Origin of the sequence: Comamonas sp. BIGb0124 (assembly GCF_003752175.1) — a bacterium.
GTDB lineage: Bacteria > Pseudomonadota > Gammaproteobacteria > Burkholderiales > Burkholderiaceae_C > Comamonas_F.
Genome location: NZ_RJVF01000011.1, coordinates 165,696 through 181,510, shown reverse-complemented (window position 1 = coordinate 181,510; position 15,815 = coordinate 165,696). Strand labels below are relative to the sequence as shown.

Sequence of the window (15,815 nt, the reverse complement as noted above, 5' to 3'; positions counted from 1 at the left end):
TCCCGACCTGCCGATCCGGAACCTCCATGACCCACGACTGCGCCGATCTCATCACCGAACCCCACCTCGATGCACCCGATGCCTTCTACGAGAGCCTGATCCAGGCGCATCAGGCCCTCACCGAAGTCCAGAGCCATGCCTACAACGCGCGGCTGGTGCTGCTGCTGGCCAACCATATCGGGGCACTGCCGGTGCTGCAGCAGGCCTTGCTGGCGGCCCATGCGCAGGACGCGTCGGCCGAGGCCGAAGAAGCCCGCGCCGGCCGCGATTGAACACGACACGATTTTCACAACGACGACAACGGAGACAAGACATGTTCGATTCCATTTCCCGACGCCTCGCCCTGACACGGGGGTTCTGCATTGCCGCCCTGGCTGCGGGCGGCCTGGCTGTGCAGCCGGCCCACGCACAGACCGATACCCGGCCCATCGAATGGGTGGTGGGTTACGCCGCCGGCGGCGGCTCGGATGCCGTGGCCCGCGCCACGGCCGAGACGCTGTCCAAGATCCTCGGCCAGCCCATCGTCATCAACAACAAGCCGGGCGCGGCCACCAACATCGCCGCCGAGTACGCCGCCCGCGCACGGGCCGACGGCCATGTCATGCTGACGGCGGACTTCGCCACGCTGGCGGCCAACCCCTTCCTGTTCTCGCGCCTGCCCTACGACGCCGAAAAGGACTTTGCGCCCGTCGGCATGCTGGCGCGGTTCCCCCTGGTTCTGGTGGTCGGCCCCAAGGTGCCGGCGCGCACCTGGGCCGAATTCGTCACCTGGGCGAAAGCGCAGCCGGGCGGTGTGCACTACGCCTCGGCCGGCACCGGCAGCCCCCATCACCTGGCCACCGAGCTGCTGCGCGAACGCACCGGATTGACGCTCACGCATGTGCCCTACAAGGGCGCCGCACCCGCGCTGCAGGACATCCTGGGCGGCAACGTGGCGTTCATGCTGGTCGACACGGCCAGCGGCAACCCCTTCGTCAAGAGCGGCAAGCTGCATGCGCTGGGGGTGGCCAGCGCCCAGCGGGTGCCCTCGTTGCCCGATGTGCCGACGCTGATCGAGCAGGGGGTCACCGGCTACGAGGCCTATGCCTGGCAAGGTCTGGCCGTGCCGGCCGCCACGCCGCCGCAGACCCTGGCACGCCTCAGCCAGGGTCTCACCGAGGCCCTGCAGTCCGATGCCGTCAAGGCGCGCTTCGAGGCCCTGGGCGTCGACGGCCTGTCGGGCACGCCGGACGACATGGCGCGTTACGTCAAGGCCGAACGCGAGCGCTGGGGCAAACTGATTCGCGACAACAACATCCGCATCGACTGACCGAGCGACCGGGGCGCACCGGCTTGCGGGCGGGGAAACATGCGCCAATCTAATAATGCATATCGCCTCGATTGCATTGGCGTATGGATGGGCGCGGTGAATACTCGGTCCTGAGACAACACACGAGACGCCCGGTGCTGCGCATGGCACGGCACCGGGCCGCGTGTGCCCCCGTCGCCGGCGGCTGCCGACGACCCTCCGAGCCGATTTCACATGACACACACCATCCCCCCTGCAGCCGCACCGTCTGTCGGCCAGCGTCCCACCGTCCGCGAGGCGGTTCTGCAATTGCTGCGTCACCATGGCATGACCACGCTGTTCGGCAATCCCGGTTCGACCGAGCTGCCGATGTTCCGTGATTTCCCCGAAGACTTCCGCTACATCCTGGGCCTGCAGGAGTCGGTCGTGGTGGGCATGGCCGACGGCTATGCCCAGGCCACGCGCAATGCGGCGGTGGTCAACCTGCACTCGGCGGCCGGCGTGGGCAATGCGATGGGCACGATCTTCACGGCCTTCAAGAACCAGACGCCGCTGATCCTCACGGCCGGCCAGCAGGCCCGGTCCATCCTGCCCTTCGATCCTTTCCTGTATTCGGCCCAGGCCACCGAACTGGCCAAGCCCTATGTGAAGTGGAGCTGCGAGCCCGCCCGGGCCGAAGATGTGCCGCTGGCCATGGCCCGCGCGTATCACGTGGCCATGACGCCGCCGTGCGGCCCGGTGCTGGTCTCGATCCCGGCCGACGACTGGGACCGCGAGACCGACTGGGTCGAACCGCGCGAAGTCAGCACCCGGCTGGCGCCCGAGCCCCGCCTGCTCGAGGCCGTCGGCCGCGAACTCGCGGCCAGCCGCAGTCCGGCGTTCGTCGTGGGCGGGGGCGTGGAGCGCGACGGCGCGTGGGACGCCGTGATCGCCCTGGCCGAGCAGCATCGCGCCCGTGTCTGGACGGCCCCCATGTGCCCGCGCAACGGTTTTCCCGAAGGCCACCCGCTGTTCGGCGGTTTCCTGCCGGCGATGCGCGACAAGATCGTGGCGCGGCTGACGGGCCACGACTTCGTGCTGGTGCTGGGCGCTCCGGCCTTCTCTTATCACGTCGAAGGCGAGGGCCCGCACGTGCCGCCCGGCACCCGCCTGGCCCAGATCGTCGACGACCCGCAGCAGGCGGCTTGGGCCCCCGTCGGTACGGCCGTGGTCGCCAGCGTCGATCTGGCCGCGCAGGCGCTGCTGGCCTATGCGCCGCAGTGCGCGCGTGAACATCCCGCGCCGCGCGCCGCGGTTGCGCCGGCGCAGGCCGGGGTGCCCATGAGCACGGCGTTTGCCCTGCAGACGCTCGACGCCGTGCGGGCCGCCGACACCATCGTGGTGGAAGAGGCACCCGGCGCCCGCGGCATCATGCAGCAGTACCTGCGTTTCGAGACCAGCGAGAGTTTCTACACCATGGCCAGCGGCGGCCTGGGCCACGGCATGCCGGCGGCGGTGGGCGTGGCATTGGCGCGGCCGGGGCGCCGCGTGATTTCGCTGGTGGGCGACGGCTCGGCCATGTATTCGCCGCAGGCCATCTGGACCGCGCACCACCTGCAACTGCCCATCACTTTCGTTATCCTCAACAACCGGCGCTACGCGGCGCTGCAGGATTTCGCGCCGGTCTTCGGTTTCGCACCGGGCGAGAAGCCCGCCGGCACCGATCTGCCCGATCTCGACTTCGTGGCGCTGGCACAGGGCATGGGCTGCGCGGGCGTGCGTGTGGCAGAAGCCGACGAACTGGCGGCCGCGTTGCGCCGTGCGCTCGAATCCGAGGGACCGGTGCTGATCGAGCTCATGGTGGACTGAGGCGCGCAGCCGGGCTTATTCTTTCGACAGACAAGACACAGGAGACACATCGAATGCAGACCATCCAATTGCTCATCCAGGGCCAGAACCGCAACGCGCAGGGCGACGCCTGGTTCGAGCGCAAGAATCCGCTCGACGGCGAGGTCGCCACGCGTGCACCCGCCGCCACGCCGGCCGATGCCGTGGCCGCCGTCGAGGCCGCCAGCGCGGCTTTCCCGGCCTGGTCGGCCACCGGTCCGGGCAAGCGCCGCGCGCTGCTGCTCAAGGCCGCCGATGCGCTCGAAGCCAAGCTGCCGGCATTCGTCGCCGCCATGGCCGGCGAAACGGGTGCCACGGCCATGTGGGCCGGGTTCAACGTTCACCTGGCGGCCGACGGCCTGCGCGAGGCCGCGGCGCTGACGACGCAGATCACCGGCGACGTGATCCCCTCGGACGTGCCCGGCAGCCTGGCGCTGGCGGTGCGCCAGCCGGCCGGCGTGGTGCTGGGCATCGCGCCCTGGAATGCGCCCGTCATCCTGGGCGTGCGTGCCGTGGCGGCGCCGCTGGCCTGCGGCAACACCGTGGTGCTCAAGGGCTCCGAGCAGTGCCCCAACACCCACCGCCTCATCATCGAGGCGCTGCAGGAAGCCGGACTGCCCGACGGTGTCGTCAACTACATCACCAACGCACCGCAGGACGCGGGCGCCGTGGTCGAGGCGATCGTGGCCCACCCGGCGGTGCGGCGTGTCAACTTCACCGGCTCGACCCATGTGGGCCGCATCATCGCGCGCTTGTGCGCCGAACACCTCAAGCCGGCGGTGCTCGAGCTCGGCGGCAAGGCCCCGCTGGTGGTGCTCGACGACGCCGACATCGGCGCGGCGGTCGACGGGGCCATCTTCGGCTCTTTTGCCAACTCGGGCCAGATCTGCATGTCGACCGAACGCATCATCGTGGACGAGAGCGTGGCCGATGCCTTCGTCGAGCGGCTGGCCGCGCGGGCCCGTGACCTGCCGGTGGGCGATCCCCGCCTGGGCCCGGTGGTGCTGGGTTCGGTGGTCGACCTGTCCGCGGTCGAACGCTGCAATCGCCTGATCGACGATGCCCTGGCCAAGGGCGCGGTGCTGCTGTGCGGCGGCAAGGCCGAGACCACGCTGATGCCGGCCACGCTGCTCGACCGCGTCACGCCCGACATGCTGATCTACCAGGAAGAGTCCTTCGGTCCGGTCAAGGGCATCGTGCGTGTCGGTGGCGTGGAAGAGGCGATCGCCTGTGCCAACGACAACGAATACGGCTTGTCTGCAGCGGTTTTCGGACGCGACACCGCGCGGGCCTGGCAAGTGGCCCAGCGCATCCAGTCGGGCATCTGCCACGTCAACGGACCGACCGTGCACGACGAGGCGCAGATGCCGTTCGGCGGCGTCAAGGCCAGCGGGCTGGGACGCTTCGGCGGCCAGGCGGGTGTGCACGAGTTCACCGATCTGCGCTGGATCACGCTGCAGACCACCCCCCGCCACTACCCTTTCTGATCCCGGCTCGGCCGCCAGCGGCCGGTGGGTTTCCGGTGGCCCTGCACAGGGCCGCCGGGCAGCGCCGTGCCCGTTTTCCGCAGGACATCTTTCCATGAACATCGTTTTACTGGGCGCCGGGGCCATGGGCTCGCTGTTCGGCGCCCGCCTGGCGCAGGCCGGCCATGCCGTGACGCTGGTCGACATCGCCAGGGCCCATCTCGACGCCATCGCCGCCCATGGCCTGCGCCTCGACAGCGATGCCGGTTCGGCGCAGGTGCCGGGCCTTGCCGTGTTCGAGCCCAAGGACTGGGTCGGCCGCGTGCAGGCACCGGGCGGACGGGCACCCGAGCTGCTCATCGTCTTCACCAAGACGCTGCATACCGAAGCCGCGCTGCGCGGCGTGGCCGGCGCCATCGGGCCGCAGACCCAGGTGCTCAGCCTGCAGAACGGGCTGGGCAATGTCGAGAAGCTGGCGGCGGTGGTGGACCCGGCCCGCATCCTCGTCGGCGTCACGACCTGGCCCGCCGATCTGATCGGTCCGGGCCACGTGGCTTCGCACGGCGCAGGGAGCATCCGTCTGATGCAGGCCGATGGCCGGCGCAGCGCAGCGCTCGAGCAGGCCGCATCCGCACTGCAATCGGCCGGACTGAACTGCGAGATCGACGAACGGGTCTGGCATGCCGTCTGGGAGAAGGTCGCCTTCAACGCGGCCCTCAACACGCTGTGCACGGTCACGGGCTGCACCGTCGACCAGCTCGCCTTGGCGGAGGACGGGCCCGAGCTGGCATTGGAGATCGTGCAGGAGGTGGTCGCAGTGGCCCGTGCCAGCGGTTTCGATGTCGCGCCGGGACCCGTCTGCGACAAGGTGCTGCACGCCATCGCCGCGCATGCGGGACACCATCCCTCGATGGCCCAGGACATGCAGGCCGGCCGCCCGACCGAGATCGACAGCATCAACGGCGCAGTCGTCGCCCGCGCCGAGGCCCTCGGCGTGGCGGTGCCTGCGACACGGACCCTCATGCGCCTGGTGCGGCTGATGCAGGCACGGGCCGCCCTGCCGGCGCCGGGTTGACCCCGATGCGCTTCGGGCCTGTGCAGCGCGCCCCGTGCGGGTGAGCGGTCCGGGTCCGACGGCGTTCCGCGGCTTTGCCGCATTTTTTGGCCGGCGTGCCTTCGCGTGTTCTGCGCGGGTGCCGGCCACGGAGACGAAAACCATGCATAACAACATCGAGTCCCCCAGACGAATCGCGATCAGCGGAGCAACCGGCAGGCCGGTACAAAGGCCCGCGCCGGCCTTCAGGCCCCGTGCCGACGGCATCTCGCATGCCGCCATCGCAGCCCCTGCCGCGGCCGTGCCGGCGCATCCCGGGGAGGCTGCATGAGCGCCGCCCTCTCCACCCGACCCCAGATCGACATCGGTCGCACGCTCGACGAGGGCGTCTTTTCCACGTTCCAGAAAATCATCGTGATCCTGGCGGCTCTGTCCATCGTGCTCGATGGATTCGACGGCCAGATGATCGGTTTCGCCATTCCCGTCATCATGAAGGAGTGGGGCGTCTCGCGCAGCGAGTTCGCGCCAGCGGTGGCGGCCGGCCTCATCGGCATGGGCCTGGGCAGTGCCTTTGCGGGCGTGCTGGCCGATCGCTTCGGACGCCGCTGGGCCATCATCTGCAGCGTGCTGGTCTTCGGTGTCGGCACCTGCCTCATCGGCCTGGCCGAAAGCACGTTCCAGATCGCCGCGCTGCGCTTCATCGCCGGGCTCGGTGTGGGCGGTGCGCTGCCGAGCTCGACCACGCTGACGGCCGAGTTCACGCCGGCACGCCATCGCACCATGGCGATCACCGCCACGATCGTCTGTGTGCCGCTGGGCGGCATGCTGGCGGGTTTTTTTGCCAGCCACGTGCTGCCCGCCTACGGCTGGCGCTGGCTGTTCTTTGCGGCCGGAGCCCTGCCGGTCGCCTTTGGGCTGCTGCTGATCTGGGCCCTGCCCGAGTCGCCGCGCTACCTGTCGCGGCGGCCCGAGCGCTGGGCTGAACTCAGCCGGCTGCTGGGCCGCATGTCGCGCCCCGTGGCCCTCGATGCGCAGTTCCGCGACCCGGCCGAGCAGGCCCATGAAAAGCAGGCCGGCATCAAGGCGCTGTTCAGCGCCGGCTTCGGACGCGACACCGTGGCCCTGTGGGGTGCCTTCTTCATGTGCCTGCTGGCGGTCTACAGCGCGTTCAGCTGGCTGCCGACGCTGCTGTCTTCGCAGGGCCTGAGCGTGGCCACGGCCGCTTCGGGCCTGACCGCCTACAACCTGGGTGGCGTGATCGGTGCGCTGGGCTGCGCCGTGGCGATCAGCAAGTTCGGTTCGCGCTGGCCCCTGGTGATCTGCTGCGCAGGCGGTGCGGCCAGTGCGTTCTGGCTCAAGGGCGTGGATCTGCAGAACGACACGGCGCTGCTGATCTATGGCATCGGCCTGCACGGGTTGTTCGTCAACGCCGTGCAATCGACCGTCTATGCGGTCTGTGCGTACATCTATCCCACCAACGTGCGGGCCACCGGAACCGCTTCGGCGCTGGCCTTTGGCCGGCTGGGCGCGATCCTGAGTGCCTTCGCCGGCGCGCTGGTGATCGATCTCGACGGTGCATCCTCGTACTTCACGCTGCTGGGCGGCGCCATGGTCGTGGTGCTCGTGGCCCTGGCGCTGGTGCGCAACCATATTCCGTCGGGCTGGAAACGCTGAACGGTCTTTGCCGCTTGACGGGCGGCTTGCGGTGCAGGGAGGGGCAGGGCGCGGGTTGTCTTGACAATTGGTTCATGTTTGGAAAAAATATCCAAATGACAAGAACCCGCCGCTCATCGCCGAAGCCCGCCCGCAGTGCCGAGCAACAGCTCCTGCTGACGCAGGTCAGGCACATCGCCCAGGGCCTGGGCCAGACGCTTGCGCCCTTCTGCGAGATCGTGGTCCACGATCTGCTCGACCCCGACCATGCGGTGCTCGAGATCCACAACAATCTGTCGGGCCGTGCGGCCGGGGATGCGGCCACCGAGCTGGGACTGGCGCGCCTGGCCGATCCGGACTTTGCCCCGGTGGTCGCCAACTACCCGAATCGTTTTGCCGATGGCCGGCCGGCCAAGAGCACATCCATCGGCATCCAGGACAGCAGCGGGCGCTACATCGCGGCTTTGTGCCTGAATGTCGATCTCACGCTTTTCAACGGACTGCACAGCGCCATGTCGCAGTTCATGGCGGTCCAGGACGGGGTGGTGCCGCGCGAGTCGCTCGACTCGTCCGGCGCCGACGCCATCCGTGCCCGGATCGACCGGTTCGCGGCCAGTCGCGCCTCCACCCCGCGTGCGCTCAAGGCCGGCGAGCGCCGTGCGCTGATGGCCGAGCTCAAGACCACCGGCCTGCTCGACGTGCGGCGTGCCATGGAAACGGTTGCGGCCCATCTGGGCGTTTCGCGGGCGGCGGTGTACCTCTATGCCAAGTGATGCCCGTTTGCTGGTGCTCGACGCCACCGCGGTCGCGCAGTTGCTCGATCCGGCCGCCGTACGCGATGCGGTACGCGCAGCCTTTCTGCTGCACAGCGCAGGCCAGGGCCGGTTGTTTCCGGTGGTGCGCGAAGCGCTGCCGGGCGGCGGCATCTTCGGCATCAAGTCCGGCGACGTGCCGGCCGAGAGCCTGCTGGGTTTCAAGGCTGCCGGTTTCTGGCCTGCCAATCGGGCCCGGGGGGGCGAACCCCACCAGGCGACCATCCTGCTGATCGACCCGGCCACCGGACGCCCCGAAGGCCTGATCGACGGCAACGCCATCACCACGGCGCGCACCGCCGCGGCCGGCGGCATCGGCCTGGCGGCGCTGGCCCGCACCGGCAGCCGCACCGTCTGCGTGTTCGGTACGGGCGTGCAGGCGAGGGCCCAACTCGCCGAGGCGCTGCGTGCACTGCCGTCGCTCGACGTGGTCCGGTATGTGAGCCGAAGCGGAAAAGCCGATCGGTCTTTCGAATCCAGTTTCGAGGCTTCGTGTGAAATAAGACATGCGACGAATGCCGACAGGGCCGTCGCCGAAAGCGATGTGATCATCACGGCGACGCCGGGCGGAGGACCGCTGTTCGATGCCGCGGCCGTGAGCCCCGGAACCCACATCAATTGCGTGGGAACCGACACACGCGGCAAACGCGAACTGCCGGCCGGCCTGCCCGAACGCGCGCGCTGGGTGGTCGACGACAGCGCGCAGTCGCGCAGCATCGGCGAACGGCAGTGGGCACCCGAAACGCCCAGTGTGGAAATCGGCCGCTTGCTGGCCGGCCAGTCGGCGTTCTCGCGGTCGGACACCGACATCACCGCCTTCGACCTCACCGGCCTGGCGCTGCAGGACCTCACCGTGGCACGGGCGCTGCTGGACCAGGCCCGCGAACGCGGCCTGGGCACGGCGCTGCCCTGGCCCTGGTAGCAGCCGTCCGTGCAGAATGCACCGATTCCGCAGGCCGCTCGACCCCTTCGTTTTCCTCCCGTTCCTGTTCCTTCCGAACTTGTCTTCCGAACCTTGCAGACACCCATGACCGCTACCGAACTCCCCACCTATGCCGATGTCACCGCCGCCGCGCAACGCCTGGCCGGTCATGCCCATCGCACCCCCGTCATCACATCGCGCACGGTCGACGAGGACCTGGGCGCGCAGGTCTTCTTCAAGTGCGAGAACCTGCAGCGCATGGGGGCCTTCAAGTTCCGCGGCGCTTTCAATGCGCTCTCGCGGTTCACGCCCGAGCAGCGCGCGGCCGGCGTGGTGGCGTTTTCTTCCGGCAACCATGCGCAGGCCGTGGCCCTGTCGGCGCGGCTGCTGGGCATTCCCGCCACCATCGTCATGCCCAAGGATGCGCCGGCCGCCAAGGTCGCCGCGACCCAGGGTTATGGGGGTCAGGTCGTGTTTTACGACCGCTACACCGAGGACCGCGAGCAGATCGGGCGCGATCTCGCGCAGCGCCACGGCCTGACGCTGATCCCGCCTTACGACCACCCCGACGTGATCGCCGGGCAGGGGACGGCCGTCAAGGAACTGCTGGAGGAAACCGGCCCGCTCGATGCGCTGTTTGTCCCGCTGGGCGGCGGCGGACTGCTCTCGGGGTCGGCGCTGGCGGCGCGGGCGCTGGCGCCCGACTGCAAGGTCTACGGTGTCGAGCCCGAGGCCGGCAACGACGGCCAGCAATCCCTGCGCCGTGGCGAGATCGTGCGCATCGACACACCCAAGACCATTGCCGACGGGGCGCAGACCCAGTACCTCGGCCAGCACACCTTTGCCATCATCCGGCGCGATGTCGACGACATCCTCACCGCCAGCGACGCCGAGCTCGTCGAGTGCATGGGTTTCATGGCCTCGCGCATGAAGCTGGTGGTCGAGCCCACCGGCTGCCTGGGTTACGCTGCGGCCCGTGCGCAGCGCGAGTCCCTGCGCGGTCTGCGCGTGGGCATCGTGGTGAGCGGCGGCAACGTGGATCTGCCGCGCTTCTGCGAGCTCCTGGGCGGCTGAGGCCTCCCGTGTACCCCCCGCCTCCCGGCGCAGGAGGCGGCGAGGGCTGGCATGGTTGCTGCAGGTAAGGCCAGCTCTCTTCCAGATGACCCGAGACAACATCCCCCACCATGCCCTTGCCCGTCCTCGCGCATTGCCTGCGCGCCGCGTTTCCGCACCGCTTTCGATCACTTTTTCCGCATGCCGGTGCACTGCTGGCCTGCGCGCTGCTCGGGCCGCCGGCCCAGGCCCAGGCGCCCGATACCCTGCAGCGCATTGCGCAGACCGGCGTCGTCAACATCGCGTACCGCGAGTCGTCGGTGCCTTTTTCCTACTACGACAGTCACCACCGCGTGGTGGGCTATTCCTATGAGCTCGCGCTCAAGGCCGTCGAGGAATTGCGCCGCGAGCTCAAGCTGCCGTCGCTGACCATCCGGCAGGTCCCCGTGACCTCGCAGAACCGCATCCCCATGCTGCAGAACGGCAGCGTCGACATCGAATGCGGTTCGACCACGCACAATCGCGAACGGGCCAAGCAGGCCGCCTTCTCGGTCTCGATCTTTGTCATCAGCACACGCCTGATGGTGCACAAGAACTCCGACATCCGCGATTTCGCAGACCTTGCCGGCAAACGGGTGGTCGTCACGGCCGGCACCACCTCGGAGCGCCTGCTGCGCACCTATGCCGAGGCGCAGGGCGTGCGCATGCAGATCCAGGCGGTGCGCGACCACGGCGTCTCGTTCGAACTGCTCGAGCGCGGCGAGGCCGATGCGTTCATGATGGACGACGCGCTGCTCTACGGCGAACGCGCCAAGGCCCGCCGCCCCGACGACTGGATCCTGGTGGGGCAGCCCATGTCGTCCGAGGTCTATGCCTGCATGATGCGGCGCGAGGACCATGCGCTGCGCGAGATCGTCGACCGCGCCTTGGTGCGCTACATGAAGTCCGGCGAGATCATGGCACTGTACGAACGCTGGTTCCAGCGGCCCATTCCGCCCAGCAATCTCAACCTCGATTGGCCGCCCACGCCGGCCCTGCGCGAGCTCTACCGATCCCCGCAGTCGAAGTCGCTGGATTGACAGTCCGGCATGGTTTTTGCATATATATTGGTTCATTTATATACAAAGCTTGAGCCGATATAAGCACCGCATGGCGGAGCGGCAATCGCCATGATCCGCCTGATGTTTCCCGTGGTCTCTCCCTTGTTGCGCCGCGCCGTGGTGGCCGGCCTGGCTGCGGCTGCGCTGGCGGGCAGCGCGTGGCTGAGTTTCTCGATGGCCGAGCAGCGGGCGCTGGTCGAGCTGCGCGAGGCTTCGAACCACAGGCTGGACCTGTTCGCGATGGCGGTCGAGGGCGTGATCCGGCGCCTGGAGAGCATTCCGCCCACCGTGCAGCTCAACCCCACCGTGCTGGCCCTGCTGCGTGTACCCCACGATCCGGGTGCGGCCGCGCGCACGGCCAGCCACTTCCTCGAACGCCTCAACGCCCATCTGGGCAGCATGGCCGTCTTTGTGGCCAACCCGAAAGGCGTGGTGCTGGCCTCGAGCAACAGCCGGCAGGCCGACGACAGCCGGCGCGGGGCCGACATCTCGTTTCGGCCCTACTTTCTCGAAGCCCTGGCCGGCCGTGTCGGCCGTCACTTTGCACTCGGCATCGATGGCGGCGAACCGGGCTACTTCGTGGCTTTTCCCATTCACGACGGGGCCGAGGTGGTGGGCGTGGCCACCGTCAAGATCGATCTCTCGCCCATCAACGAGGCCTGGGCGCTGCTGGGCGTGCCGGCGCTGCTGGCCGATCTCAACCAGGTCGTCATGCTGTCGTCCAACCCCGACTGGCGCTACAGCGCGCTGGTGCCCCTGACGCTCGAACGCCGGGTCGACCTGCAGCTCACCCGGCTCTACGACGAGCATCGCATCAAGCCGTTCCCGCTCGAAGTCAACCTCTCGGTCGATCAGGACAGCCAGGTCATCGAGGGCCAGTTGCCGATGGCGCAGCAGGCGGGCCTCGACAGCAACGGCGGCATGCTGGTGCTGGGCCGCACGCTCAACGGCATGGACTGGCGGCTCATCACCTTTTCGAGCCTCGACGGCGTGCGTGCGGTGGCGTTGCAGAGCGCCGCGGTGTCGACGCTGGCCTGCGCGCTGCTCGTGCTGGGCCTGCTCTATCTGGCGCAGCGCCGCCGCATCCAGCGCCAGCGCCGCGAGTCGCAGAATCTGCTCGAACAGGTCAATGCCGAGCTCGAACGCAAGGTGCAGTCGCGGACCCAGGATCTCACGCGGGCCAACCTGCAGCTCACGCACGAGATCGGCGAACGCGAGCTGGCCGAACGCGACCTGCGCGCCGCCCAGAGCGAACTGGTGCATGCGGCCAAGATGGCGCTGCTTGGGCAACTGGCCACCAGCATCACCCACGAGCTCACGCAGCCCCTGGTGGCCATGGAGACGCTGTCGAACAATTCGGTCGAGTTCCTGCGCCGCGGCGACCACCTGACGCTCGAAAGCAACCTGGGCATCCTGGCGCGCCTGGCCCAGAAGATGGGCAGCATCATCACGCCGCTCAAGAGCTTTGCGCGCAAGTCCCAGCCCCAGTGCTCGCCGGTCGATGCGGCCATGGCGTTGTCCAACAGCGTTTTCCTCTACGGCACGCGGCTGCGGCAAGAGGCCATCGAGATCCACAACAGCGTCGCGCCGGGTGCCTGCACGCTCTGGTGCGATCCCAACCGCCTCGAGCAGGTGCTGACCAACCTCATCGGCAATGCCATCGACGCCATGGCGGGCAGCCCGGTGCGGCGGCTCGAACTCAGTGCAGGCCTGGGCCACGGCCTTGACCGGGGGCCGGGGCCGGACCTGCCGGCGGCGGACCCCGAAGGCCGGGCCTGGATTGCCGTCTGCGACACCGGACCCGGCCTGGGGCCCGACCCGGGACGGGTCTTCGAGCCTTTCCACACCACCAAGCCCAGCGGCGCCGGATTGGGGCTGGGGCTCACCATTTCGCGCGACATCGTGCATGCCTTCGGCGGCGAGATCCACGCCTTCGACCGGCCTGGCGGTGGCGCCTGTTTTGTCATCGATCTGCCGGCCTTCGCGCCGGCGCGGAGTGTTTCATGAACATGCCTCATCCGCTTTTTGTCCCGCAGTCCGACGACACCGAGCGAGACGCCCCGATCAACGGCTGCGAGGGCCTGCAGGTCCTGCTGGTCGAGGACGATCCGCTGGTCCAGCTCGGCTGCCAGCAGGCGTTGCAGCTCGCCGGCATGTCGGTGCGTGCCGTCGACAGCGCCGAGGCCGCCGTGCGGCTGGTGGCTCCAGGCTTTGCCGGGGTCATCGTCACCGACATGCGGCTGCCCGGTGCCGATGGCCTGTCGCTGGTCGCCCACTGCCACCGGATCGACGCCAGCATTCCCGTCATCATGATCACCGGTCACGGCGACGTGGGCCTGGCCGTCGAGGCCATGCGCGCCGGGGCCTACGACTTCATCCCCAAGCCGTTCTCGTCCGAGCGCCTGGTCGAGGTCGTGCGCCGCGCCCTCGAAAAGCGCGCGCTGACGCTGGAGGTGGTGACGCTGCGCCGCACCCTGGGCCAGCGCGAAGGCATCGCCTCGCGGCTCATCGGCCGCTCGCCGCAGATGGAGCGCGTGCGCCAGCTCATCGCGCAGGTCTGCGAGTCGCCCGTCGATGTGCTGGTTCACGGCGAAACGGGCACCGGCAAGGAACTGGTGGCCAAGGCCCTGCACGAACTGTCCTCGCGCCGGACGGGGCCGCTGGTGGCCCTCAATTGCGGCGGCATGCCCGACAACCTGCTCGACAGCGAACTCTTCGGCCATGAGCCCGGCGCGTTCACCGGCGCACAGAAGCGCCGCATCGGCAAGATCGAGCACGCCCATGGCGGCACGCTGTTCCTCGACGAGGTCGAGACCATGCCCATGGCCATGCAGATCAAGCTGCTGCGGGTGCTGCAGGAGCGCACCATCGAGCGCATCGGCGCCAACCGCTCGGTCGATGTCGACGTGCGTGTGGTGGCCGCGACCAAGGAAGAGCTTTCGCGCCAGGGGCCGGATGCACGCCTGCCGTTTCGCTCCGACCTGTATTACCGCCTCAACGTGGTGACGATCAAGCTGCCGCCGCTGCGCGAGCGGCGCGAGGACATTCCGCTGCTGCTCGAACACTTCATGCTGCTGGCCGCCGGCCGCTACAAACGGCCGGTGCCCGAGCTGGCGCCCGAGCAGTTGCGCCAGCTCATGGTCTACGACTGGCCCGGCAATGTGCGCGAGCTGCGCAACGTCGCCGACTGCCTGGTGCTGGGCCTGTCGCAGAACCTGCCCGGCGCCCGGCCCGAGGGCTGCGAAGACGGGGAGGGCGGCGCGGCCATGCTTTCGCTGGGCGATGCCGTCGACCACTTCGAGCGCAGCCTGATCGGCGATGCCCTGCGCCGCCATGGCGGCAACATCGCCGCCACCGCGCGGGCCCTGCATGTGGCGAAGACCACGCTCAACGACAAGATCCGCAAGCACGGCCTGCACGGCAACTGACGGATGGGGGCCGGACGCCAGGGGCGGATGGACGGATTTCCGTCGCCCCAGCCGCCGGATCGTCGGTCTACCGTCTTCCTTGTCGGAGCGGTCCGACAAATTCCTTTTCGAATCAGTGACTTGCGCGGTCTGTAAAGATTCGTGCAAGTGGCATGGAAGCTGCAATTGTCAAGAGAGCAGCCGTATCTCGTCGAGTGCGGCGCGCCCCCTCCCGCAACCCTCGATAGACACAAAGGTTCATCATGAAAAAACATGTCCTGGCAATCGCCGCCGTCTTGTTGGCCACAGGTGCCGTCCACGCGCAAAGCAGCGACACACTGGCCAAGATCAAGTCTTCGGGCAGCATCACGCAAGGCGTGCGCGAGTCTTCGGGCGCGCTGGCCTACACGCTGGGCAACGGCGTGTACACCGGCTTTCACTACGATGTCTGCACCAACGTCATCCGCGACGTGCAGAAGAAGCTGGGCCTGTCGCAGCTCGAGACCAAGTACCAGCCCGTGACCTCGGGCAACCGCATTCCGCTGGTCAAGAACGGCACGGTCGACATCGAGTGCGGCTCGACCACCAACGACGAGAACCGCCAGAAGGAAGTGGCTTTCGCCACCACGCTGTACGTCGAGGAAGTGCGCATCGCCGTCAAGGCCGACTCGCCGATCAAGTCGGTGGCCGACCTCAACGACAAGACCGTCGTGACCACCACCGGCACCACCTCCGTGCAACTGCTGCGTCAGAACAAGCGCGCCCAGAACATCAACTTCCGCGAAGTCAGCGGCAAGGACCACTCCGACAGCTTCCTGCTGCTGGAATCGGGCCGTGCCGACGCGTTCGTGATGGACGGCCAGATCCTGGCCGGCAACATCGCCAAGGCCAAGTCGCCCCAGGACTTCAAGATCGTGGGCGAGCCCCTGTCGGTCGAACCCATCGCCATCATGATCCGCAAGGACGATGCCGAGTTCAAGAAGGCCGTCGACGACAGCATCGCCCGCCAGATCAAGGACGGCACGGTCGCCAAGCTGTACGACAAGTGGTTCGTGCAACCCATCCCCCCGACCAACACGGCTCTGAACATGCCCGCCTCGGCTGCCACCAAGGCCGCCTGGGCCAACCCCAACGACAAGCCCAAGGAAGCCTACAAGGTCGACTGACCCGGGCCCTGGCCTTTGTTCTCATGCA

The 15,815-nt window shown here is 68.4% G+C and carries 13 protein-coding genes; all 13 read left to right on the top strand.

Translation table 11 applies throughout. The features are described 5' to 3' along the window. The first annotated feature begins 26 nt into the window (after positions 1 to 26). The gene (locus EC845_RS13440; RefSeq protein ID WP_123298617.1) at positions 27 to 272 is read left to right on the top strand and encodes a DUF2783 domain-containing protein; all 246 of its coding nucleotides are present in this window, start codon (positions 27 to 29) and stop codon (positions 270 to 272) included. Positions 273 to 313: 41 nt separating this feature from the next. Next, entirely contained in the window at positions 314 to 1,309 is a 996-nt protein-coding gene (locus EC845_RS13435; protein ID WP_123298616.1) for a tripartite tricarboxylate transporter substrate binding protein, read from the top strand. A 213-nt stretch (positions 1,310 to 1,522) separates the two neighbouring features. After that, positions 1,523 to 3,136 carry a benzoylformate decarboxylase gene (gene mdlC / locus EC845_RS13430; protein WP_123298615.1) on the top strand — a complete coding sequence of 538 codons (1,614 nt, stop codon included), beginning with the start codon at positions 1,523 to 1,525 and terminating at the stop codon, positions 3,134 to 3,136. A gap of 53 nt (positions 3,137 to 3,189) precedes the next feature. After that, complete coding sequence (locus tag EC845_RS13425) at positions 3,190 to 4,641, top strand: aldehyde dehydrogenase (protein WP_123298614.1); 1,452 nt, start codon at positions 3,190 to 3,192, stop codon at positions 4,639 to 4,641. Between the two features lie 94 nt (positions 4,642 to 4,735). After that, positions 4,736 to 5,695 carry a ketopantoate reductase family protein gene (locus tag EC845_RS13420; RefSeq protein WP_123298613.1) on the top strand — a complete coding sequence of 320 codons (960 nt, stop codon included), beginning with the start codon at positions 4,736 to 4,738 and terminating at the stop codon, positions 5,693 to 5,695. Between the two features lie 306 nt (positions 5,696 to 6,001). Then, the gene (locus EC845_RS13415) at positions 6,002 to 7,348 is read left to right on the top strand and encodes an MFS transporter (protein WP_123298612.1); all 1,347 of its coding nucleotides are present in this window, start codon (positions 6,002 to 6,004) and stop codon (positions 7,346 to 7,348) included. A 95-nt stretch (positions 7,349 to 7,443) separates the two neighbouring features. Further along, positions 7,444 to 8,100 (top strand): transcriptional regulator, encoded by a 657-nt coding sequence (locus EC845_RS13410; RefSeq protein ID WP_123298611.1) that lies wholly within the window; start codon positions 7,444 to 7,446, stop codon positions 8,098 to 8,100. Further along, the gene (locus EC845_RS13405; RefSeq protein ID WP_123298610.1) at positions 8,090 to 9,061 is read left to right on the top strand and encodes an ornithine cyclodeaminase family protein; all 972 of its coding nucleotides are present in this window, start codon (positions 8,090 to 8,092) and stop codon (positions 9,059 to 9,061) included. The genes EC845_RS13410 and EC845_RS13405 overlap by 11 nt, the downstream gene beginning before the upstream one ends. 105 nt (positions 9,062 to 9,166) lie before the next feature. Then, positions 9,167 to 10,135: a threo-3-hydroxy-L-aspartate ammonia-lyase gene (locus EC845_RS13400; RefSeq protein WP_123298609.1), complete on the top strand. Its 969-nt coding sequence runs from the start codon at positions 9,167 to 9,169 to the stop codon at positions 10,133 to 10,135. Positions 10,136 to 10,245: 110 nt separating this feature from the next. Next, positions 10,246 to 11,193: a transporter substrate-binding domain-containing protein gene (locus EC845_RS13395; RefSeq protein ID WP_123298608.1), complete on the top strand. Its 948-nt coding sequence runs from the start codon at positions 10,246 to 10,248 to the stop codon at positions 11,191 to 11,193. Positions 11,194 to 11,283: 90 nt separating this feature from the next. Further along, positions 11,284 to 13,221: an ATP-binding protein gene (locus EC845_RS13390; protein ID WP_123298607.1), complete on the top strand. Its 1,938-nt coding sequence runs from the start codon at positions 11,284 to 11,286 to the stop codon at positions 13,219 to 13,221. Then, entirely contained in the window at positions 13,218 to 14,642 is a 1,425-nt protein-coding gene (locus EC845_RS13385) for a sigma-54 dependent transcriptional regulator (RefSeq protein ID WP_233598059.1), read from the top strand. Before EC845_RS13390 ends, EC845_RS13385 begins: the two co-directional genes overlap by 4 nt. 242 nt (positions 14,643 to 14,884) lie before the next feature. Continuing rightward, positions 14,885 to 15,787, top strand: a complete 903-nt coding sequence (locus EC845_RS13380; protein WP_123298606.1) for a transporter substrate-binding domain-containing protein — start codon at positions 14,885 to 14,887, stop codon at positions 15,785 to 15,787. The last annotated feature ends 28 nt before the right edge of the window (positions 15,788 to 15,815 follow it).

Coding starts and splice junctions, on each gene's coding strand:
- EC845_RS13400 (WP_123298609.1), top strand. CDS start 9,167: ATGACCGCTACCGAACTCCCCACCTATGCCGATGTCACCGCCGCCGCG.
- mdlC (WP_123298615.1), top strand. CDS start 1,523: ATGACACACACCATCCCCCCTGCAGCCGCACCGTCTGTCGGCCAGCGT.
- EC845_RS13390 (WP_123298607.1), top strand. CDS start 11,284: ATGATCCGCCTGATGTTTCCCGTGGTCTCTCCCTTGTTGCGCCGCGCC.
- EC845_RS13380 (WP_123298606.1), top strand. CDS start 14,885: ATGAAAAAACATGTCCTGGCAATCGCCGCCGTCTTGTTGGCCACAGGT.
- EC845_RS13385 (WP_233598059.1), top strand. CDS start 13,218: ATGAACATGCCTCATCCGCTTTTTGTCCCGCAGTCCGACGACACCGAG.
- EC845_RS13395 (WP_123298608.1), top strand. CDS start 10,246: ATGCCCTTGCCCGTCCTCGCGCATTGCCTGCGCGCCGCGTTTCCGCAC.
- EC845_RS13405 (WP_123298610.1), top strand. CDS start 8,090: ATGCCAAGTGATGCCCGTTTGCTGGTGCTCGACGCCACCGCGGTCGCG.
- EC845_RS13425 (WP_123298614.1), top strand. CDS start 3,190: ATGCAGACCATCCAATTGCTCATCCAGGGCCAGAACCGCAACGCGCAG.
- EC845_RS13415 (WP_123298612.1), top strand. CDS start 6,002: ATGAGCGCCGCCCTCTCCACCCGACCCCAGATCGACATCGGTCGCACG.
- EC845_RS13440 (WP_123298617.1), top strand. CDS start 27: ATGACCCACGACTGCGCCGATCTCATCACCGAACCCCACCTCGATGCA.
- EC845_RS13435 (WP_123298616.1), top strand. CDS start 314: ATGTTCGATTCCATTTCCCGACGCCTCGCCCTGACACGGGGGTTCTGC.
- EC845_RS13420 (WP_123298613.1), top strand. CDS start 4,736: ATGAACATCGTTTTACTGGGCGCCGGGGCCATGGGCTCGCTGTTCGGC.
- EC845_RS13410 (WP_123298611.1), top strand. CDS start 7,444: ATGACAAGAACCCGCCGCTCATCGCCGAAGCCCGCCCGCAGTGCCGAG.